Raw genomic sequence first — 20,931 nt, 5'->3', positions numbered from 1 at the left:
ATTTCTAAATTACTTTCAGATGAATAAAGTCAAGAAGACTCTTTTGGAACAGTGACAAGCCAATGGTTTTCTCGTGAAACTTAAAAGACACTCGTTCTATCATTTATCTTGGTGCAATGTAAAACCCCCGCAGACTCTGTGCCTGTAGGGGTTTCGTTTATGTGGGGCCTCAGGGGCTTGAACCCTGGACCGAACGATTATGAGTCGTTTGCTCTAACCGACTGAGCTAAGGCCCCGCGCCGATTGTACCGGCCAGAGTCATGGTATCAAAACGACTCGTCATCAAGCAGATCCGGATTGTCAGACCTACTTGGTGACCTGGTTGTAGACAGGCAGACCCATGTATCCGAAAGGAGCCTGGCGAACCTGCTTGCCGGCTACCGCCGATACCTTCCTGTACCAGAACGGCAGCACCGGAAGATCCTTGAAGAGGACGGCCTCGGCCTGGCGGTAATCCTGCATGGCTTCGTCCTGGTTGGTCTTGGAGGCGGCACGGGCAAGGATGGCATCATATTCGGCACTCCTGTAGTCCCCGTTGTTCAGACCCTTGCCATCAGCCTGGCTGGAGGCATATCCCTGAACCAGGTAGCCTTCGGGGTGGGGATAGTCCGAGGTAATGCCCGAATTGAAAATACTGTTGACCTGACGGTTATGAACTGCCGTATTGAATTCCTTGCCCGTCGGGAAGATATTCGGTTCCGTCTTGATGCCCAGAACCTGGGCGTACTCATGCAGAACCGCATCAACCCAATCCTTGTCGGTCCCGTCAGCACTGTAAGCAATGCGAAGCGTGCCCTCCCAGGGAGCGATGGCGTCAGCCTCCTTCCATAGTTTACGAGCCTGGTCCGGATCGTGCTTCAGTACCTCTTTGCCTTTGATGTCGGAAGCATTCCCCTTGATGGTGGGGGCGAGGAAATCAGTGGCCGGCGTAACCGAACCAGCGAAGACCTTGTCGGCTATTTTCGAGCGATCCAGAGCATATGACAGAGCCTTCCGGCGAAGAGCGCCCTCCTCCCCCTGGAAATGCTGCAGGCCCTGCGGAATGGTCAGGGAACGGAAGGCCGGCCCGGGCTTGATCAAGGGCTGCAGGCCCGAATCGGTGTGGAAGGTTTTCAGGCGAGAGACCGGAACCGTATCAAGCACGTCCAGGTGACCGGCTTGAACATCGGCATAAGCGGCATCGAGACTCTGGTAGTCCCTGAATTCCAGGCTTCCGTTCCTAGCCTTGCGAGGCCCCTTGTATGCAGGATCTTTCTCCAGCTTGATTCCCTGATTGGGCACCCATGATTTGAAGCGGTAGGGCCCGTTCCCGATTGGCTTCTTACCGAAGGCCTTGATGTCCTTGTATGCGGACGACGGCAGGGGAAGGAAGGCCACATCTCCCACCTTGTAGGGGAAGGAGGAATCAGGCTTGCTCATGGTCACCTCCAGGGTCAGGTCGTCAACCACCCGAAGACCGGACAGAGGGGCCTTGGGATCGCCATGTTCGTCCTGAACCTGTTCATACCCGGCGATGGTCGAAAAAGCCGAGGCCCCCAGCTGCCCATTGGCCGCATTCGCCGCAAAGGACCAGGAATCGGCATAGGTCTTGGCTGTGATCTTCTCACCATCACTGAAGGTGAGCCCTGGTTTGAGGACAATCGTGTACCGGCTTGCATCCTCATTGGGAGTAATCGATTTGGCCTCGACCAGCGTCTTCCCACCTTTGGCATCGAAGGTGACCAACCCGTCGAAGAGCTGGGTCACCACCTTCCAGCCCGCGGTGTCGTTGGTGCTGGAGGGAATCAGGGGCGCCGTAGGTTCGGCATTGTTAACGCTGATGGCGGCCTGGGGGTCGATCCGGTCTTCTTGGGATGCCTGGGAGGTGCCGCAGGCGCCCGCAGCCAAGATTAGGGGCAATACCGCTGCCGCAATGTATGAACGAAGTTTGGTCATGATAGGACCCTTCCTGCCCGGTGCGGGCCTTGTCACAGCTGCAAAACAAACATATGGTCAATACAGTCGGTTTGGCGCGGATACCGATGTTCAGACCTGCCTGACATCCCGCCCGGATGCAAGCCGATCCAACGCACCGGTCCTGCCAATAGCCCGGAAGAGGAACCAGCTGGTCAGCCCAGCCAGGACTACTCCACTGATCAGTTCGCAGATGGTGCCGATGATCCCCCTCGGGCTGAGGAGGGAGACCCCCTGATAGTAGAAAGCCAGAAGAAAAGCGTTATAGACCAAGGCTATCAGGATACCCCCCAGAACGGTCGTTCCCAGGGTCCACCGGCGGTAGCGGAAAATTCCGAAAGCCAGTTCCGCGCAAAGGGCCTCAACGATGGCCTCCACCAAAATCATCGGCACGTTATAGGCGTTACCAGGCAGAATCTCGACCAGAACACTGATGATTCCGACATATACGGCCGCACCTGGCTTGCGCAGTATCAACAGGGACAGGGTGCAGGGAAAGTAGAAGACCCCGTGCAAAAGGGCCGCCGCCCCGGGAAGTAGGGCGGTCATGAGCGGGAATATCCACGAGGCGAGCAGACTGGCCAACCAGTAAATTAACCCCGATACCGCGCCCAGGCCTGCGCCGACCGCAATATCCAGCGGCCTCCAGCGCAACCGATGAGATGCGGAAATTTGACCCTGGTGCTGTTTCACCGTCATTGATACTCCCTTACGACCGTCATAGAGCGGACGGCCCATTCCTCATGCGCACAGCGATAGGCCAGAGCCCGCCCATGCCGGCAAGGGCCCGTCCGGCGTTCCTTGACCTGCGCATGCCGGGCGGGAACGTCGACTCAAGGCTACCCCGACCACGGCGGCAGAACCAGGGTCTGGTCATAGGTCTTCTTTATAGGCGGCCATCCGCCTGCCTAACCCTGCTTATCAGCCCGGCGCATAAGTCAGAACTTCCCACTACCATGAATGCAGTTTGCACTGTCTTTCTAAGGTTCTGTGAGGTAGCTTCTTGGCCGAATTCATTTATCAGATGATCAAGGCGCGCAAGTCCTTCGGCGACCGCGTCATCCTGGACGACGTGACCCTGAGTTTCCTGCCCGGCGCCAAGATTGGCGTGGTGGGCCCCAACGGCATGGGCAAGTCCACCCTGCTGCGGATCATGGCCGGCCTGGACACGGTCAGCAACGGCGAGGCACAGCTTACCCCCGGCTATACGGTAGGCATCCTCCAGCAGGAGCCGCCCTTGGACGAGGACAAAACCGTCGGTGAGAACATTCGTATGGCCTTCGGCGACATCATGAGCAAGGTGGACCGCTTCAACCAGATCGGCGAGCAGATGGCCGATCCCAATGCCGATTACGACGCTCTCATGACCGAGATGGGCCAGCTCCAGGAGCAGATTGATGCCGCCAACGGCTGGGATCTGGATTCCCAGCTGGACCAGGCCATGGACGCCCTGCAGTGCCCCGACCCGGACACCCCGGTCTCGGTCATTTCGGGAGGCGAGCGCCGCCGTGTGGCTCTGTGCCGGCTGCTGCTGGAAGCACCCGACCTACTCTTGCTGGACGAGCCCACCAACCACTTGGACGCCGAGTCCATCCTCTGGCTGGAGCAGTACCTACACACCTACAAGGGTGCCGTCCTGGCCGTGACCCACGACCGGTACTTCCTTGACAATGTGGCCGAGTGGATCTGCGAGGTGGATCGCGGCCACCTCTACCCCTACCAGGGCAACTACTCCACATACTTGGAGACCAAGGCCAAGCGTCTTGAGGTCCAGGGGCAGAAGGATGCCAAGCTAGCCAAGAGACTCAACAACGAACTGGAATGGGTTCGCTCCTCCCCCAAGGCCCGGCAGGCCAAGAACAAGGCCCGCCTGGAGCGCTACGAGCAGATGGAGAACGAGGCCCGGAACAACAAGAAGCTGGACTTCTCCGAGATCCAGATTCCGCCGGGTCCCCGTCTGGGCTCCAAGGTGCTGGAGGCCGAGCACATCCACAAGGCCTTTGGTGACCGCGTCCTGATCGATGATCTGAGCTTCACCCTGCCTCGAAACGGCATTGTGGGTGTCATCGGCCCCAATGGCGTGGGCAAGTCCACGCTCTTCAAGACCATCGTGGGCTTGGAGCCGTTGACATCGGGTTCCTTGGAAGTCGGTGACACGGTCAAGATCTCCTACGTGGACCAGAACCGCGAGGGCATCGACCCCAACAAGAACCTCTGGGAGGTGGTCTCCGGAGGTCTGGACTTCATCGAGGTCGGCGGCGTCGAGGTGCCCACCCGCGCCTATGTGGCCTCCTTCGGTTTCAAGGGCTCGGATCAGCAGAAGCCGGCCGGCGTCCTCTCCGGTGGCGAACGCAACAGATTGAACCTGGCACTCACCCTCAAGCAGGGCGGCAACCTGCTCCTGCTGGACGAGCCAACCAACGACTTGGATGTGGAAACCCTGGAGAGCCTGGAGAATGCCCTGCTCGCCTTCCCCGGCTGCGCTGTGGTCATCTCCCACGACCGCTGGTTCCTGGACCGGATCGCCACCCATATCCTGGCCTGGGAGGGCACGGACGAGAATCCGGCCTCCTGGTACTGGTTCGAAGGTAACTTCCAGGCCTACCAGGAAAACAAGGTCAAGCGTCTGGGCGAGGAGGCCTCCAGGCCCCACCGCATCCACCGCAAGCTGACCCGCTGAACGAAGCACATCACAAGGGATCGAGGGCCAAGGAGAAGCATGAGCACCGAGGATGAAGCACTGGCCCAGGCCATCGCCGGGTTGAATTTGCAAAAGCAGCAGCCTGCCGATGGCCGTTCCCGCTTTCTGGGCAAATCACTGGACTTCCCCACTGGCCGCCTCTATGGAGGCCAGCTGCTGGGTCAAGCCATCATGGCCGGCGGGCGGACCGTGCCCGAAGGTCGGTTGCCCCACTCGATGCACGCCTATTACCTGCGCACTGGACTCCTGGATCAGGACGTTCAAGCGGAAGTGGAGACCATCCGTGACGGGCGTTCCTTCTCCTCCAGACGGGTTGATCTGCATCAGGGGGAACGGACCATCCTGAACGCTCTGCTCTCCTACCAGCAGGTCGGCCAGGAGGGCATCCGCTATGCCGACCCCATGCCGACGGGGCTGCCTGACCCGGAGGACCTGCCTGGCTCCCGGGAACTGATGGAACCTTATGCCGATCAGTCTGCTTTCGCGGATTATTACGCCCATCACAGCCCCTTTGACATGCGTCACGTCGGCGGCACAGTCCTATTGGATGATGCAGATGATGCAAACGATAGGGATTCCCAGGATGACAGCAGGAGTCGTCAGGCCGTTTGGAGCCGCACCCAGGGAAGAGCCGACCTGGACCCACTGATGCGCCGGGCCCTACTAGCCATGGAATGCGATCAGATCATGATGGAGCCCGCCCTGCGTCGTGCCGGGCTGAGTATGACCACCCCGGGGATCTCCTTCGCCTCCATCGACCATGCCATGTGGTGGTATCAGGATCTGGACCCCTGCGACTGGCACTGCTTTATTCAGGAATCCCCAGTGGCCGACCATGGACGCAGCCTGTGCATGGCCAAGGTCTACAACCGCCAGGGTGATCTGGCCGCCTACATGGTTCAGGAAGCCATGATCAGAGTACCCAAGGATTGAACGCTCACTAGATCATCGCGTATTTTCCCACGCAGGGGATCAACGGTGAGGTTGACAGCAGGACTGTCTTCAGGAATTCCAAAGCAATGGCCTTGAGGGCTGATCAGCGATGCTTTTCACTGGAATCGGCCTTCAATTCCGCCCTATCAGCGGCATCGGCCGCATCGGTCATAGGTCTTCGCGAGGATTTGCGTCGATCGGGGTTCTCAGGACCGTCATCCGGGGGCAGTTGACAGAGCCACTCCCCAACAGCCCCCGCCACCACATCGATCAGACAGACCAAGGAGGCGACCAGGCACTCCTGCATGACCCGCGTGTAATAGGGTGCGCCTGCATGGCCCATGCTGATCAGTGCCTGACTGCCATACCAGCCCAAGAGGGCGGCACAGGCAATGCCCAAGGCCTTGCTCATGATCAGCACGTTGACCGCGAAGCGCAAATCCATTTCCTTGCGGTCTCCCTTGGCATAGCGATGCACCTGGGAGGCCATGATCAGGATGGCCACTCCCAGCAGGAAAAGCAGCACGCTGACCAGCCAGGGAACCCCCATGAGATCCGTCCTGGTGGACATGCCCAGTTCCGAGATGCCGGCACCACCCATCAGCCCAAGAACCAGGGCGACCAGATAGTGCACAAGCGGAGTGCGGCGGGCCCTCATGACAACCCGTCCAGAATCCAGTCCTCCGAGACCAGGTTGATGCGATCACGGTCAGGAGCATGATTGGCCAGGCTGGCCAGACAGGTTCCGTCAGCCCCAGGCAGGCAGTGGTCAGGCTCCAAATAAGCCCAAGGAATCAGAATGCGCGATGGAGCATCAGCCGCCAGCAGAGGCGGACGATCCTGAGAGGACAGCACCGAACCATCCAAGGTCTCCACCTCCACCACATCGGCATCCAGTCCGCCCATCTGTCTGATAGGGGTGGCCACCATGTCCAGGGTCGACCGCAGCTCTTCCAGATCCAAGGGCGTCTGAAGAATGACCACGGCCGATAGCCGCTGATCCCCCTGATCGTCCCGGTAGGCATACAGAGGCGAGATGCCAACCAGCTGACTGCCGGGGATCCCGTCCAAGGCCGCCAGGGCACGGAGCATGGTCAACCGATCGGTCCCCGATGCCCCCTCCAGCGCAATCACATCACGCATCAGAAGGCCCTGCAGCTTGACTCCCCCAACAGACGGCTGACCCGATGTTTCGTTATCGTTCTCCGAATCTGAGGACAAGCCGCTCTGCGTGGAGGAGGTCACGGGGTGACGCAGTCGGGCTTGCGACGCATGGCCAGAATCAGCCTGACCAGACAGCAGGAAGGAGGGATGCCCTAAAGAAGCATTCCCGCCGCCGCTAACTCGTCCAGATTCCATGCTGGCCGGGTTGCCGTCCATCTGATCGTCGGCCGCACGCTCCAAGGTGACGCCCACCTGAAAATCGACCCCTGTGCCCTGGTCAGCACCCAGACGGGTAACCGTGACACGTGTGCGGCGGATCTGGTGGGAGAGCAGGATGGCATCAGCCACCTTGGCAGTCAGCGATTCCAGAATCTCATCACTCGACTCGTTTTGAATCAGGTTGACGATCCGCCGGACAATCTGCACATAGTCCACGGTCTGAGTGCCGTCGTTGAGCCTGCCTGCCTCGCTCAAATCCAGGTAGAGGACGGCATCGACCTGGTAGCCGAACCCAGGCTTCTGCTGGTCATGCAGGGGTGCGACCTTGATGGAGCTCAAACGGATGGAATCCATGCTGTACGCTCCTCACTTGCATTGGAACATTCACTGCCGCAGGCCCCGCAACCATATGCAGGGCACCGAGCCGATCCAGAATTCAGTGCTGCTCTGTTGTGGACGGTCCGTTTACGCTGCGCCTGAGCTCCTCAGGAATCTCCACAGGGGGCTGCTCGGAATCGGGCCGATCCGGCGCAGACAGCCAGAGCTGACGTTCTGGAGCCTTGCGCAAACCAGCAAAGACCGCAGCCAGCTCGTCCTTATTCAGGGTCTCTTTGACCAACAACTGCCGAACAAGCTCGTCCAACACGTCACGGTTCTCGGTGATGATCCGCCAAGCCTCTTCGTGAGCCGTCTCGATAAGATTATGGACTTCCTCATCGATGGCCTCGGCCGTTTTCTCCGAATAGTTGTGAGGCTTCAGAGCATCGAGCCCGGAATCCTGATCGTTTTCGTCAGCCCATTTGATGGCGCCCAACCTGGAGGAGAATCCGTATTGCAGAACCATCTGACGGGCGATGCTGGTAGCCTTCTCGATGTCATTGGAGGCACCGGTGGTCGGGTCATGGAAGACCACCTCCTCCGCCACGCGGCCGCCCATGGCGTAGGCCATCTGATCCAGCAGTTCGTTGCGGGACTGCGAGTACCGGTCTGTGGTGGGCATGACCGCGGTGTAGCCCAGGGCCCGTCCACGCGGCAGAATGGTCACCTTGGTAACCGGGTCGGTGTGGTGCAGGGCCGCAGCAACCATGGCGTGGCCGCCCTCATGGTAGGCGGTGTTGCGCATCTCGGCCAGAGCCATGCCCTTGGTCCGCCGCCGAGGTCCACTCAGCACACGGTCAATGGCCTCGTCGATGGCCCGGTTGTCGATCAGCTGGGCATCGGAGCGTGCGGTCAGCAGAGCAGCCTCGTTGAGCACGTTGGCCAGGTCGGCACCGGTGAAGCCGGGCGTGCGCACGGCCACAGTGTGCAGATCCACGTCAGGCACGAAAGGCTTGCCCTTGGCATGGACCTTGAGGATGGCCTCACGGCCCTCCAGGTCAGGAGCTTCCACGGCTACCTGACGGTCGAACCGGCCGGGCCTGAGCAGGGCCGGATCCAGAATGTCGGGACGGTTGGTGGCTGCAATGATGATCAGGTTGGTATCGTTGTCGAAACCGTCCATTTCGACCAGCAGCTGGTTCAGGGTCTGCTCGCGTTCGTCATGGCCACCGCTCATGCCGGAGCCACGCTTGCCGCCCACTGCGTCGATCTCATCAATGAAGATGATGGCCGGCGCGTTCTTTTTAGCCTCATCGAACAGGTCGCGCACACGAGAGGCGCCCAGACCGACGAACATCTCGACGAAGTCGGAGCCTGCCATGGAATAGAAGGGCACACTGGCCTCGCCGGCGATGGCCCTGGCCAGCAGGGTCTTGCCGGTTCCAGGGGGACCATAGAGCAGGACGCCACGTGGTATGCGGGCGCCCAGGGCCTTGTACTTGGAGGGATCCTTGAGGAACTCCTTGATCTCCTCCACCTCCTGGACTGCGGCCTCCTCGCCGGCCACGTCCGAGAACTTGGTCTTGGGGGTCTGCCCGTCGCTGAGCTTGGCGGAGTTCTTCTTGCCCCCCATGCCAAACATGCCGCCGCCGGCCGCCGAGGACATGCGCGAGAGCAGGAACCAGAAAACCCCCAGAATGATCAGCATGGGCAGGATGGAGGAGATCAGGTAGCTCATCATGCTGGTCTGCGGCACCACCGAGTTGTACCCCTCGGAGGGCTTGGCCTTCTCTACGGCCTTGACCACCTGCTCCCCCTGGGCCTCCACGTAGTAGAACTGCACGTCCTTGCCGAAGTTCTTGGAGGTACGGTTGCCGCGGAAGCCAGGCACATCCTTGACGAAGTCGCTATTGAGCTTGAGCTCGACGACCTGCATTTTCTCGGTGATCTCAGCCTTCTTGACCATGCTGCTGCGGTCATTCAGCAGCTCCAGACCATCCTGCGTGTCGATGGTCTGTGCGCCATTCTGGCTGCTGAAGAAACCGAAGATGGCTAGGATAATGACCACAGCCAGAATCCCCCAGAGCCAAGGGGAGCGCCAGAAGGGGCGGTTGCCCCCATTGGGACCAGAACCGTTGTTGCCCAGGTTGAAGTTGAAGGGGTTGTTGCCCTTGTCCCCGTTGTCCTTGCCCCCATTGGGCGGACCCTGCTGCGGTCCCTGCGAGTAGCTCATGACTGCTCCCCCTGATCCTGATGATCCTGTTCCTGGGTCGGGTCCATGTATTCCTCGGACCTGAGTACGGCTATCGAGTCCAGATTACGGTACTGCTCGTCGTAATCCAGCCCAAAGCCCACAACGAATTCGTCGGGTATGGCGAACCCTGGATACTTGACATCCACCTCGACCTCGTGTCGCGAGGTCTTATCCAGCAGAGTGAAGATCTCCACCGATGCAGCCCCTCGCTCTTTGAGATGCTCAACCAACCAGTGCAAGGTGTAGCCGGAATCGATAATATCCTCAACGATCAGAATATGCCGACCGCGCACATCACAGTCCAAATCCATCCTGATGTCCAGGTCTCCCTTGGAAACGCTGGTCTTGCCTGCCGGATAGCTGGAGATGCTCATGAACTCAATCTGAACCGGAATGGTGACGGCCTGTGAGAGGGCGGCAAGCGTGTTGAAAGCCCCCTTGAGCACGGCCAGCATGATCGGGTTCTTGCCCCGGTAATCCCGGCTGACCTGCTCGGCCGTCCGGTTGATCAGCTCCTCTATCCGTTCCTTGGACACCAGTTCATGGTCGATATGGGATTGAATATCAGCGATGCGCATGGTCTCCATCATTGCATATGAGAATGACTTGACCCTTACGGATTGCTGTATGGGAGCTGGGAAAACGGGGGCCCTGCTGGCCGTGCCATCGGCAGACCAAATCATCCAAGGCCCGGACCTGCACGGCCGTGAACCGTATGCCCAGCTTGGTCAGCACCTGGGCCAGCAGCCGGGTGCGCAGAGCCGGATGGCAGTCTGCCAATCCGTGGGCATCCAAGCAGGCCAGTACCCCCTTGGCTGTCTGATCTGCGTCAGGGCGGGAGACCAGCCGCTGGAACAACCCATCCACCTGGGTGTCCAGATAATCCTGGTCCAGGCGGGCCATATCCGCACCAAGGGCCAGGCGGCGGACCATGTCCCGGCCAGCGAAGCGATTCAAGGCGGGCAACAGGTCATGGCGGATCCGCGAGCGCAGCGGCAGCGTCTCGGGAAGCGTGGTATCAGTCGGCTGATCATCGCCGTTGGTGGGGTCGTCCCACCAGTCGATCCCTTGTTGGCGGCAAATGGCCGTGGTGTCCTTCCGGTCCAGGTCAAGGAATGGACGTAGGTAGCGCATTCCTCCACGCTCCACACGCCGGGCCATGCCAGTGATGGCCTCCAGCCCCTGGGAGCGAATCAGACCGATCAGCACCGTCTCGGCCTGGTCGTCACGGGTGTGCGCTAGAAGGACGGCATCGGCTCCCAACTCGAGAGCCTGTCCGGAGAGGGCCTGATAGCGGGCTTCACGGGCATCGGCCTCAGGGCCAGCCGAGGTGACAGGCACATTCACTCTAGTGATGCGGACCGGATCCAACCCCAGCTTCCGGCAGGTTCCAGCCGCGCGTTCGGCAACCCGATTCGAATCAGGTATCAGACCATGATCGATCAGCAGGGCCCCGCACCGCAGCCCGGTCATATCGGCCACCAGATGGGCCACACAGGCCAGGGCCAGGGAATCCCGGCCTCCCGAGCAGGCCACCAGAATCAATGGAGCATCCGGATCGGGCCGATGCACTCCGTGGTGGGCGAACCGCTGATCCTGCAGGCCCAGACCCTCATGGTCCAGGGTCGAGCGCAGGAGCCCCACCGCCTTTTTCATTGCCGCTGAATAGACCATGGTCCAGGCTTCTTCCTGCTCAAATCCGATCCAGGGATCCGACCAAGGTGTCCACAGCCTGTCGGGCGGCAGCCGCATCCTCGGGATCGTTGACGACCACAGCAAAGACCAAAACACCGCCGGAGCGACGAATCACATTGCCCGTGAACGAAGTCACCTGATCCAGAGTGCCGGTCTTGGCCCGAATCAGTCCATCAGCCTGGTCATCCACCTTTCGGCTGGCCGCTGTGCCGGTCAGGCCCACTACAGACAGGCCCTTGACCAGGGGGGTCAAACCCTTGTCAGCAAGAGCCAGTTGCTGGACGTCAGCCAAGGTGCCCACCCGCAGGACGGAGCCGGGGGTAAGCCCCGAGCAGTCGGCCATCTTGAGTCCCGCGGTGTCGACACCCAGCTTGTTCAGTGTGCTGATAACGGCTTTCACAGCACCGGCTGGGCTGTTGGGCATGTTCAGAGCCAAGGCGGTCAGGCGGCCGAAAAGCTCGGCCAGACTGTTGTCGGAGTTGCGCAGCATCAGCGACATAACCTCACTGAGCCGCGCCGAGTGGACACGGGCCAGAACCCTACCCTGGGCGTGGTCAGTCCGATCCGGCCCCTGGGCATTGTCCACCTGGATCCCGGCCTCCATCAGGCTGCTGGCGAAGGATACTGCAGCGGCCCCCGCTGGGTTTTCGACCCTGGGCAAGTAGACCCCTGCATCCGGATAGGCAATAGGCTCATCCCGTCCCTGCCGAGCCTCATCCACAGCCATGGAGACAGGCACCTGGAAGTAGATCCCGTCAGGATTATTTTCTGCAATTCCCTCCGGCTCCTGATCGTCGCCGAAAAGCGTATCCTGGTAGGCCAGGGACACTCGGTCGATCCCCTGCCGGTGCAGAGCCTGAGCCGTCTTCTCGGCCAGAGTCCCTAGTCCGGCCCGGCCATTGACATGCAAGGGGTCGTCTTTGCCTACCCCCAGGAGCATATCGCCGTGACCGCGCAGGGTCAGCGTTGCCTGCGAGGGGGTAGAGGAATCCAGAACCGCCTCAGTATCCAGCTGTGAGGACATGTCCAGAACAGAGGCGGCTGCGGCTGCGGTCAGGGTCTTCATAGTGGAGGCTGGCTGGCGTGCCTGGTCCGCGTTTTTCTGGGCCAGCACCCGTCCGTCAGCCTGTCGTACGACCAACGAGTACCCATTACCCAGGCCAGGTGCGCTGGTGAAGGCATCGACCAGCTGCTGGACCTGGCTTGCATCCACAGCAGACCCAGGCTTGTCGGCGGCGAGAGCAGGCGGCTCTCCTACCATGACTGCAGGGGGGACCGAAGAATGGCTGGTCTTAGCCAGGGTCAGCGGTCCGGGCACCAGGTCGGTGAGATCCATGCATGCATAGCCGACGACCAGCATGACAGCCACCAGCGTGGCCAAGGCCACCCTCCAGCGTCGCTTGATCCGCCGACGACGTGTCATGCGCAGCTGATGTCTGTCACCCAATTGCTCACTCCCGGACTTGCCTTCGCCAACCGAGTTCGGATCGGTAGGCACCATCCACCTAGCCTAGTACTGGCCCTTCCACTGTCTCAGGACTGCAAAGCGGCATAGCGATTCAGAGTCAGCAGAATGGCCGACTGTCGACGGTCGAAGATCCGGGACCCTAAAGCGACACCCACAGCAAGCACAATCAGACCGTTCGCCAGTGCGACCGGCACGGGCAGCCAGATAGGAAGCATCCCGCCCGTGGTCAAGGCCAACAATGCCACCGAGAAAGTGGGCAGCATGATCACCAGACTAACCAACAACTGCAGCATTGGCAGGAAGCCTTGGGCAACAGCACGTCCCTGCGGTGAGGTGAAGGGCTGGTCCATGGAGGGCACCGGATAGATGAGCAAGGCCGAGAAGACCTGGGCTGCTCCCAGTCCAGACAGGAGCAATCCCACAGTCACAGCCAGCATATCCAGGGAGATGACCAGATTTCGTCCGCCCTTCATTGCGCCGGAGAAGGCCAAAGTCACCAGCCCGAGCAAGAGTATGCAAGGCATGGCCACGCTCAGATGGCTGCGGACACGGGACAGCCGGTCCTCACGACCCTTCACTCCCGCCGCTATCTCCATGCGCAGGGCAAGCCCATCGTAGGCCAAGGCGTTGCCCTCGGGAATCTCCAGAATCAGGGCACCCAATACCGGTCCCAGCCATAGCATCATGGGCATCTGACGGAAGATTATTGCGTATACAATCACCACGACCAGCAGAAGCGGATAGCTGACAAGCTTACGGGAGTCCTGACGAAGATAGATCAGCAATCGCGCAGCCATAGCATCCACAACGTTCTGGGACCGGCCCAGCATCCCCAGCCCCTTGGGAGCGGTCGACCGTTCAGCACTCGCTCCAACATGCAAGCGGTCATGACGCAGACACAACATGCCGATCATGAAGCAAAGGACCAGGGTGGCCAGCTCCATCAACAGGCGTCCGACCAGAACCCACCATGATCCCGAAAGGAGATCCTCCGGCAGATGGACAGCGGCGCCCAGTGGCGTCCAGGCCAGTATGTCGGCCATGGACTTGAGGGAGTCAGTATCAATTTCCATGCCATCCATAATCCCGCTGTCCAGCAGAGAGGGCAGCATGCACAAGACCATGATCACCACAGTGACCAGTAGGTAGAACCCGGATCGGGTGCGGTGGGAGACCACCAAGGTACCGACCAGGTCCAACACAGCCCTAGATAGGGCCAGCATCACCATGACAGCCAGCAGGGCTGCGAGTACAGCCACGATCGCAGCTCCGACACCCATGCGGGCATAGATGGCCGTCAGAGCCAGGAAGCAGACAAGACCGGTCAATCCCGCAGGCCCGGTCAGCCCGGCCAGGTAGAGCCCCACCTGCAGCTGACTGTCAGGAATCCCGTAAAGGACGAATCGCGAAGGACCAAGGATCGACCCCTGGCCCAGAAAAGCCAGTTGAATCAGCAGCATTCCCAGGGTCAGTCCGACCAGGAGCAGAACCAAAATGGTCCCCATACGCTGCCGGTCTCCCAGACCAGCACCGGGCAGCCAGCCCCCCAGTGTCAGCGCCCCCTGCCATGAGGCCAGGCAAATGCCTATGGCCATGAGCAGGCTGATGATGGCCCCGACCATCTGCCAGGAGGAGTGCTTGATCGTGTTCCAAGTAATGGACCAACGCATGGCGATGATGGTGGCTACCGTGCTCATTCCGTCTCCCGGCCTTCCTCGGACCCGGAACCGTTCAGCCAGGCGATTCGCTTAGCCTGGTGACGGCCGCCGACAAGGTCCAGGAAGCGGTCCTCCAGATCCTCGCCGGCAGCGACCTGGGCCACCGTGCCATCAGCCCGAACCAGGCCATGGTCGATGATGGCCACATGGGTGCACATCCGCTCCACCAGGGCCATAACATGCGAGGAAATGACCACGGTTCCTCCGGTATCGACATATTCGGCCAGGATGTCCTTGAGATTGGCGCTGGAGACTGGGTCAACCGATTCGAAAGGCTCATCCAGCACCAGAAGTCTTGGGGAATGAATCATGGCTGTGGCCAGGCAGATCTTCTTGGTCATGCCCGATGAATAATCACAAACCCGCTTGCCGCCGGCATCAGTCAGGTCGAAGGCGTCAAGCAGGTCTTTGGCCCGGCCCAGCGCTTCACTGCGCGGCATCCGCCGAAGCATTCCCGAGTAGACCAGCAGTTGCAGACCTGTCAGCCTGTCGAAGATCTGATCGCCCTGGGGCATGATGCCGATGATCCGCTTGGCCGTGTCCACGTCCGACCACACGTCCCTGCCCAGGATCATAACCTGGCCGGAGTCGGGCACCAGCAGGCCTGTCATCATGTTCAGCGTGGTGGTCTTCCCTGCGCCGTTGGGGCCAACTATCCCGTAGAAGGACCCCCTGGGAATATCCAGAGAGAGGGCGTTGACAGCCGGCCGGCCCTGGTAGCACTTGACCAAGGCACGGATTGAAACCGCTGCCTGTGGATCTGGCGGAGGGACCATTGCCGTTTGGGCGGGCATACTGGGTGGTTGCGCTTCGTCGGACATGGCCTTAAGTCTACCGTATGCCCCTCTCGCTGCCGCTTAAGGGACGACTGGCCTTAATGCCCTGAGTGCTCGATGGGCTTCCATCCCGGATTGGCGAAGATGGCCTGGAAGGAGATGGGCAGGTAGCTGAGCATGAAGATGGGGAAGCTCAGGCAGTAGGCGAAAAGCTCCTTGTTGGATGCGCCGATCTTATCCCGCTCGGCCAGGACCGTCAGTGCGGCCAGGCCCATCATGGCCAAGACACCCAGAACACCGGCCGCGATGCCATTGATCAGTTCGGTCACCTGGCTGGCCCAGGTCACGAAGCCCAGAGCCGGGAAGAGCAGACCGAAGAAGCAGCGGACCAAACCAAGGACGGTCAGCGGGCAGATCAGGATGGTCAAGTCCACGGCCGAGAAGTCGCGTTCACGGAAGGCCCGGGAAATCAGGGCGGGCCCGTAGTAACGGAAGACCTGAAGAAAGCCCTTGCTCCAACGTAACCGCTGCCGCCAGCTCTGCTTGAAGGTGACCGGCTGCTCGTCATAGAGGATGGCTGTGCCGCAATAACCGATGCGCTCGCCGTGCAGAACCGAATCCATGGTGAACTCCAGATCCTCGGTCAGCAGGTGGAACTTCCAGCCGTTGTTGCGTTCCATAACCTCCTTGGAGAACATGAACCCGGTGCCGCCCACGTGACAGCTGGAGCCGATGACCATCCTTGATGTGTTAAGGAACCGGGATTCACGAATGAACCATAGGGCTGAGCCGGAGGAGACCCAGTTGTCCGAGAAGTTGACCGAGTTGCGGTAGCTGGTCAGTATGCGGAAACCGGACTGGAAGGCCTTGTTCATCTCCTCAATGTAGTGGCGGTCCAGGAGGTTGTCCGCGTCGAAGACGAAGTAGGCATCGTACCGAGAGGCTAGACCCCGCTCAAGAATCTGGTCCAACAGAAAGGTCAATGCGTAGCCCTTGCCCACCTGGTTCGGATCCTGCCGCTCGACCACATGGCAGCCGAGGGATCTGGCCAGTCCGGCGGTGTCGTCGGTGCAGTTGTCGGCCACCAACCATATGTCGATCATGGAGGACGGATAGGTCTGCTCCTTGATGGAATTGATCAGATGACCGACCACCTGCTCCTCGTTGCGGGCGGAAATAAGGACGGCGAACCGCTTGTCGAAAGGGGCCTCGGGAAAAACCGTGGGCTTGGAGACAAAGGAGATGACGATGCAGATGGCCTGGTAGACGATGCCCACCCCGCCCAGCAACATCATCAGAACGTCCAGCACTTTGAGCAGAGCCATCAGCGCCACTCCTTGCGAGGGTTGTCCTCTTCCTCAGAGGCCTCGTTCGTGGTCTCAGTGCCTTTGAGCGGCCTGTGCCTTACCGGAGCCGAGGCGGACTTGGGTATGGGAACCGTGGCCGACTCATCCAGATCCTTGGCCGTCGGGGAAGAGGTCGGGTAGAGCTCCCGGGCGATCGTCATGACGGGATCGTCCACTCGGACCCTGGCACTGGTCCCCTTGGCCGACCGGCTGCCCACATGGCTGGCCACCGGCTGAACCACGTGCTCGTTGAAGGCCTCGACACCCTCGACCACCTTGGATTTGCCGACCGGCTTGGGATCCTGCATGAGCGGGGAGTCGATAAGCTCGTAATGCTTGACCGAAGCCGAGAATATGGCCTGGAAGCTGGCCGCCAGAGGCAGGGCCAGGAAGGCGCCCAGGGCACCGAAGACCGCGCCCAGGGCCAGTACGGAGAGGAAGGCAATGGCTGGGTTGAGGTCCATGGTCCGCTGGGAGATCTTGGGGGCCAGGATCATGTTTTCGATCTGCTGGTAGATGATGATGTAGACCAGCACAATAACAGCCACAAGCAGTCCGCGGCTCCCCCAGGCCACCACTATGGGAACAGCCCCGCCTATGTAGGTGCCGATGGTGGGCACGAACTGGGACACCAGTCCACAGAAGAGGGCCAGCGGCAGCCAGTAGGGCACCTTGAGAATGACCAGGAAGACCGACATGCAGGCGGCAGAGATGAGTGCCAGAATGGTCCGGCTGAACAGGAAGCTGGATATCTGGTCCTGGGCGATGGTCCAAACGAAGAGGAAGCGGCGCTGACTCCTGGGAGCCAGCCACTGACAGAGGCTGCGGCGCAGCTTGGGGCCTGCAGCGGAAATGTAATAGATGACCAGCAGGACGGTCATGATATTAATGAATGACCCTACCAGCCCCACAGTGGTAGTCAGGGCCTGTCCGGCGAAGTCCGTCACCCAGGATGTCTGAATATTTTTGACGATCTCCCCGCCCAGATCCTGCATGGCCGGCAGGTGCCAGGGGGTGCGGCTGGCGATGAATTCCGCCACCTGCTCATAGAAGGCCGGCAAGCCGTTGGCCATGCCGATGACCTGCTGGACCAGCAGATTGCCGAACATGCCCATGAGGACAATCACAATGATGATCAGGCCTATCAGGGTGACCGCAGAGGCCGCTCCACGCCGCCAGCCATGCTTGACCAGTCTGAGCACCAGAGGCTCCATGGCCAGGGAAACGAAGATGGCGATCACCACATCCAGCACCAGGAATTCGATCTTCCACCAGGATGCGTATGCGAACCAGGCCAGAAAGACAGCTATCACTACATAGAGGAGGGCGCGGCCGAACCATTCCGGAGGTCGGCGCGGATCCCCCTTGGGCGGGAAGACCGTCGCGAAATCGAAGCGCTGCTTTTGCTCGTTGGCCATATGTTCCATTATCCCAAGATGGCTGACATGGCGGGCTGTAGGGCACAGGTTGAGCCGACGGTGTATCCGGGCACACGTATCCTGAGGGGTATGTTGACCGTTTCCATAGTCATACCCGCCTGGAATGAGGAAGAACGCATTGAGGACTGCCTCCTGAACGCCACCAGGCAGAGCCAGGCACCCAAGGAGGTGCTGGTAGTCGACAACCACTCCACGGACGCAACGGCCTCCATCGTCCAACAATTCATCGACCAGCACCCTGACCAGCATGTCAAGCTTCTCCACCAGGACAGCGAACAGGGACTGATCCCCACCCGCAACTACGGACTTGACCGGGCAACCGGCGACGTGCTGGGCAGGATTGACGCCGACTGCATGCTTCGTCCCAACTGGGTCGAAGTGGTCTCCGGCATCTTCACCCGGGATCCAAAGGCCATGGGCGCCACCGGACCGGTGGCCTACTATGACATGCCAGGCAAGCGGATCGGGCTCAAGGGCGACAACCCCATCCGCAAGGCCATCTACCGGGCCGACGACGGGCAATACCTGCTCTACGGTTCCAACATGGCCCTGCGCGCCACGGCTTGGCGGGCCATACGCAGCCATGTCTGCAGGGACAAAGAAGACATCATGCACGAGGATGTCGATATCTCCCTGCACCTGATTGATCAAGGGTTCAAGACGGTCTACTGCAAGGACATGAACGTGGGCATCAGCGCCCGCAGGATGGATACCTCCTTCACATCCTTCCGCCACTACATGCAACGCTTCAAGAACACCTTCGACGCCCACCCGCAACACACCAGAGAGCAGAAGCCCGAGCACACCCTCTACGCCATTTACCCCATACTCAGAGCCTTCTACCCCGTCTACCAGAAGTACCTGGAATCCGCCGACATCAACCCTGCGGAACGTGTCTGGATCCGCGAACAGATGGAGCTCTTCCATCGCCGCGATCAGGAGCTGGATCAGGAGGATCACTGACCGGCGGACGGCACACCAGGTTTGCCTGGTCCATAGGGGGCGGGTATCATGGGCACGTTCGCCCCCGTCGTCTAACGGTTAGGACACCAGACTTTCAATCTGACAGCGAGAGTTCGACTCTCTCCGGGGGTACAAGGTCAAGGGTTGTAAAAGGGCGATATTCCGCCATTCAACAGATTCGCAAGAATATAAGCGTAAAACTCCGATTGGGCTCATGCGGCCCATTTTGAACCAAAATAGTACACACAACAGTACACACTTATAGATCAACGCCGACGAGAATCCGCCAGCATGGCGAAGACACACTTCTTTGAATTGCTAAGGCTTTGCGTGGCGCAGTCTGCGAACATGCAAAAGCAGCCAAAATTGCTGCCGCCGTTGCGCCAGTTTGAATCGTTCTGATCATTCACGATGGACGACTGCATCCGATGGGCGCTTACCGGAGAGAATCCAAAGCCGGATATAGCCGCCGGAACCGGTTGTAACCGGCATCGTACACTTGGCGATTTGCGTCGTTAGGGGAATAGACCCGTCCAACTAAGTTCGCCTCCACCAACTCCTCCAAGGCCTGCAAATCAGGCTGTGAAGACGAGCCGGTCTGTTTGCCAACAGAGACCAGCTGAGCAAGGGCCACCGCAGGCATGAGATGGGCATCATCAAGCACCTGAACGGGCGCGTCAAGGATATCCGCCAGCATCTGGCACCATTGGGGTTCGCGGGTGCCGCCACCAATCAGGGTAACGCGTTCGATGGGCGTGCCCAGCAGGTCAAGCCCCTGACGAATCGAATAAGACACGCCTTCCAGCGCGGCTCGGGCAAGGTCACTGGCCTCGGTCTCGGAAGAAATGCCGGCATAGGCTCCCCGAATCGAAGGATTCATCATAGGGAAGCGCTCCCCCACCAGATAGGGCAGGCAAATCACGCCGCGTGCTCCTGCCGGGCTGGATTCCAACAAACGCCCCATGCGCTGATAGGGGTCGCCGTCACCCTCAGTCGGACTGTCCCCCGCGAAGACTCCGGTGGCCCAAGCATGCACGTTGCCGGCATTGAGGAATGGCACCGTGTTGATGATGCTGTCTGTGCCCAGATAGGCCAGGTTGACCATTCCAAGGCGGTCAGTTACAGCCCGGTCTGTCACTGTGGCGATCCATCCGGATGTGCCCAGGTTGATATTGAATTGACCGGGATGGAATACCCCGCCGCCCAAGGTAGATGCGCCAGCATCCCCCATTCCCGCATAGACTGTGGTTCCCGGAGCAAACCCCGTGGCAGCGGATGCGCCCGGCGTGCTGGTGCCGACGCTTTCCCATGGCCAATAGAGTTCCGGGAAGATCGCGGCATCCACACCTGATGCTTCCAGGATGTCCCTTCTCCACTTTCGCGAGCGCAGATCCATGGCACCTGCCGTCGAGCAGGCTGTCACATCGCCGCAGTAGGCACCGGTCAGCCACCAAATCAGATAATCCTTGGCATCGATGAGCACATGGCGAACATGCGCATACCGGTCCGGCTGATGCCTGGACATCCACATCAGTTTAGTCACCGGCAGGGACCCATCGCATGGGTTTCCCACTACGGTGCGGAAGGACTCGACCCCATAGATTTCAGTCAGCTCCGCCGACTCTTCTTCGGCCCTGCCGTCCGCGTACAGGATCGCCGGCCCGACGGGCTGTCCCTGCGCGTCCAGAGCAATCAGGTCCTGCATCTGTCCGCTCATGATGATGCCGGTGACCTGGTCACTCCTGAAGTGCTCGATGCTCCGCCCTGCTCGGGCCAAAAGGTCACGGGACACCTCGATGAAGGCCTGCAACCAATCCTCGGGATTCTGCTCGATACGCCCATCACCTGTGTCGAGCGGCAAAAGACCGCTGGACGCGCACACCCTGGCAGAACCCTGGTCATCCACAAGAACGGCCTTGACCTGCGTGGTCCCCACGTCAAATGCGGCTGTATAGGTCATACCGGCCATCCTAGGCTTTCCCAA

16 protein-coding genes and 2 tRNA genes are annotated in these 20,931 nt (G+C 60.2%); 4 read left to right on the top strand and 14 right to left on the bottom strand.

Features of this window, described 5'->3' with window-relative positions; translation table 11 throughout:
• Positions 1-162 precede the first annotated feature (162 nt).
• The 3 genes from CI601_RS02255 to CI601_RS02245 all read right to left on the bottom strand — a co-directional run bounded on the left by CI601_RS02255 (position 163) and on the right by CI601_RS02245 (position 2,652).
• Positions 163-236, bottom strand: a tRNA-Ile gene (locus CI601_RS02255).
• A 70-nt stretch (positions 237-306) separates the two neighbouring features.
• Entirely contained in the window at positions 307-1,935 is a 1,629-nt protein-coding gene (locus CI601_RS02250) for an ABC transporter substrate-binding protein (RefSeq protein ID WP_121914138.1), read from the bottom strand.
• A gap of 90 nt (positions 1,936-2,025) precedes the next feature.
• The gene (locus tag CI601_RS02245; RefSeq protein WP_024626700.1) at positions 2,026-2,652 is read right to left on the bottom strand and encodes an ECF transporter S component; all 627 of its coding nucleotides are present in this window, start codon (positions 2,650-2,652) and stop codon (positions 2,026-2,028) included.
• Between the two features lie 304 nt (positions 2,653-2,956).
• Here CI601_RS02245 and ettA point away from each other — a divergent pair, with 304 nt between their 5' ends.
• Both ettA and CI601_RS02235 read left to right on the top strand, forming a co-directional pair.
• Entirely contained in the window at positions 2,957-4,633 is a 1,677-nt protein-coding gene (ettA, locus tag CI601_RS02240) for an energy-dependent translational throttle protein EttA (RefSeq protein WP_045924742.1), read from the top strand.
• A gap of 39 nt (positions 4,634-4,672) precedes the next feature.
• The gene (locus tag CI601_RS02235; RefSeq protein ID WP_121914137.1) at positions 4,673-5,587 is read left to right on the top strand and encodes an acyl-CoA thioesterase II; all 915 of its coding nucleotides are present in this window, start codon (positions 4,673-4,675) and stop codon (positions 5,585-5,587) included.
• 103 nt (positions 5,588-5,690) lie between these two features.
• Here CI601_RS02235 and CI601_RS02230 read toward each other — a convergent pair whose 3' ends face one another.
• The 10 genes from CI601_RS02230 to CI601_RS02185 all read right to left on the bottom strand — a co-directional run bounded on the left by CI601_RS02230 (position 5,691) and on the right by CI601_RS02185 (position 17,963).
• Complete coding sequence (locus CI601_RS02230; RefSeq protein ID WP_121914136.1) at positions 5,691-6,245, bottom strand: DUF3180 domain-containing protein; 555 nt, start codon at positions 6,243-6,245, stop codon at positions 5,691-5,693.
• Positions 6,242-7,324, bottom strand: coding sequence for a dihydroneopterin aldolase (locus tag CI601_RS02225; protein ID WP_121914135.1), 1,083 nt, complete (start codon positions 7,322-7,324; stop codon positions 6,242-6,244). Before CI601_RS02225 ends, CI601_RS02230 begins: the two co-directional genes overlap by 4 nt.
• An 82-nt stretch (positions 7,325-7,406) precedes the next feature.
• The gene (gene ftsH / locus CI601_RS02220) at positions 7,407-9,521 is read right to left on the bottom strand and encodes an ATP-dependent zinc metalloprotease FtsH (protein ID WP_121914134.1); all 2,115 of its coding nucleotides are present in this window, start codon (positions 9,519-9,521) and stop codon (positions 7,407-7,409) included.
• Entirely contained in the window at positions 9,518-10,120 is a 603-nt protein-coding gene (gene hpt / locus CI601_RS02215; RefSeq protein WP_024626706.1) for a hypoxanthine phosphoribosyltransferase, read from the bottom strand. The genes ftsH and hpt overlap by 4 nt, the downstream gene beginning before the upstream one ends.
• Positions 10,107-11,216: a tRNA lysidine(34) synthetase TilS gene (tilS, locus tag CI601_RS02210; protein WP_121914133.1), complete on the bottom strand. Its 1,110-nt coding sequence runs from the start codon at positions 11,214-11,216 to the stop codon at positions 10,107-10,109. The genes hpt and tilS overlap by 14 nt, the downstream gene beginning before the upstream one ends.
• A 19-nt stretch (positions 11,217-11,235) precedes the next feature.
• Positions 11,236-12,684 (bottom strand): D-alanyl-D-alanine carboxypeptidase/D-alanyl-D-alanine-endopeptidase, encoded by a 1,449-nt coding sequence (locus tag CI601_RS02205; RefSeq protein ID WP_183129709.1) that lies wholly within the window; start codon positions 12,682-12,684, stop codon positions 11,236-11,238.
• An 86-nt stretch (positions 12,685-12,770) separates the two neighbouring features.
• Positions 12,771-14,402, bottom strand: a complete 1,632-nt coding sequence (locus tag CI601_RS02200; protein WP_121914131.1) for a hypothetical protein — start codon at positions 14,400-14,402, stop codon at positions 12,771-12,773.
• Positions 14,399-15,244 (bottom strand): ABC transporter ATP-binding protein, encoded by an 846-nt coding sequence (locus tag CI601_RS02195; RefSeq protein WP_121914130.1) that lies wholly within the window; start codon positions 15,242-15,244, stop codon positions 14,399-14,401. Before CI601_RS02195 ends, CI601_RS02200 begins: the two co-directional genes overlap by 4 nt.
• 53 nt (positions 15,245-15,297) lie before the next feature.
• Positions 15,298-16,524: a glycosyltransferase gene (locus CI601_RS02190; protein ID WP_024626710.1), complete on the bottom strand. Its 1,227-nt coding sequence runs from the start codon at positions 16,522-16,524 to the stop codon at positions 15,298-15,300.
• Positions 16,524-17,963, bottom strand: a complete 1,440-nt coding sequence (locus CI601_RS02185; RefSeq protein ID WP_121914129.1) for an AI-2E family transporter — start codon at positions 17,961-17,963, stop codon at positions 16,524-16,526. Before CI601_RS02185 ends, CI601_RS02190 begins: the two co-directional genes overlap by 1 nt.
• 90 nt (positions 17,964-18,053) lie before the next feature.
• Between CI601_RS02185 and CI601_RS02180 the strand changes: the two genes are divergently transcribed.
• Both CI601_RS02180 and CI601_RS02175 read left to right on the top strand, forming a co-directional pair.
• A complete protein-coding gene (locus CI601_RS02180; RefSeq protein ID WP_121914128.1) occupies positions 18,054-18,947 on the top strand; it encodes a glycosyltransferase family 2 protein in 894 nt (297 codons plus the stop codon).
• Positions 18,948-19,007: 60 nt separating this feature from the next.
• Positions 19,008-19,079: transfer RNA gene (locus CI601_RS02175), tRNA-Glu, on the top strand.
• A 304-nt stretch (positions 19,080-19,383) separates the two neighbouring features.
• Here CI601_RS02175 and CI601_RS02170 read toward each other — a convergent pair.
• Positions 19,384-20,907, bottom strand: coding sequence for an FGGY-family carbohydrate kinase (locus CI601_RS02170; protein WP_121914127.1), 1,524 nt, complete (start codon positions 20,905-20,907; stop codon positions 19,384-19,386).
• Positions 20,908-20,931 lie beyond the last annotated feature (24 nt).

Source organism: Bifidobacterium sp. wkB344 (assembly GCF_003688305.1).
In the GTDB taxonomy this organism is placed as follows: Bacteria; Actinomycetota; Actinomycetes; order Actinomycetales; family Bifidobacteriaceae; genus Bombiscardovia; species Bombiscardovia mizhiensis.
This window is presented reverse-complemented; position numbering and strand designations above follow the sequence as displayed.

Coding starts and splice junctions, on each gene's coding strand:
- CI601_RS02250 (WP_121914138.1), bottom strand. CDS start 1,935: ATGACCAAACTTCGTTCATACATTGCGGCAGCGGTATTGCCCCTAATC.
- CI601_RS02245 (WP_024626700.1), bottom strand. CDS start 2,652: ATGACGGTGAAACAGCACCAGGGTCAAATTTCCGCATCTCATCGGTTG.
- CI601_RS02235 (WP_121914137.1), top strand. CDS start 4,673: ATGAGCACCGAGGATGAAGCACTGGCCCAGGCCATCGCCGGGTTGAAT.
- CI601_RS02230 (WP_121914136.1), bottom strand. CDS start 6,245: ATGAGGGCCCGCCGCACTCCGCTTGTGCACTATCTGGTCGCCCTGGTT.
- CI601_RS02225 (WP_121914135.1), bottom strand. CDS start 7,324: ATGGATTCCATCCGTTTGAGCTCCATCAAGGTCGCACCCCTGCATGAC.
- ftsH (WP_121914134.1), bottom strand. CDS start 9,521: ATGAGCTACTCGCAGGGACCGCAGCAGGGTCCGCCCAATGGGGGCAAG.
- hpt (WP_024626706.1), bottom strand. CDS start 10,120: ATGCGCATCGCTGATATTCAATCCCATATCGACCATGAACTGGTGTCC.
- tilS (WP_121914133.1), bottom strand. CDS start 11,216: ATGGTCTATTCAGCGGCAATGAAAAAGGCGGTGGGGCTCCTGCGCTCG.
- CI601_RS02200 (WP_121914131.1), bottom strand. CDS start 14,402: ATGAGCACGGTAGCCACCATCATCGCCATGCGTTGGTCCATTACTTGG.
- CI601_RS02195 (WP_121914130.1), bottom strand. CDS start 15,244: ATGTCCGACGAAGCGCAACCACCCAGTATGCCCGCCCAAACGGCAATG.
- CI601_RS02190 (WP_024626710.1), bottom strand. CDS start 16,524: ATGGCTCTGCTCAAAGTGCTGGACGTTCTGATGATGTTGCTGGGCGGG.
- CI601_RS02185 (WP_121914129.1), bottom strand. CDS start 17,963: ATGGCCAACGAGCAAAAGCAGCGCTTCGATTTCGCGACGGTCTTCCCG.
- CI601_RS02180 (WP_121914128.1), top strand. CDS start 18,054: ATGTTGACCGTTTCCATAGTCATACCCGCCTGGAATGAGGAAGAACGC.
- CI601_RS02170 (WP_121914127.1), bottom strand. CDS start 20,907: ATGACCTATACAGCCGCATTTGACGTGGGGACCACGCAGGTCAAGGCC.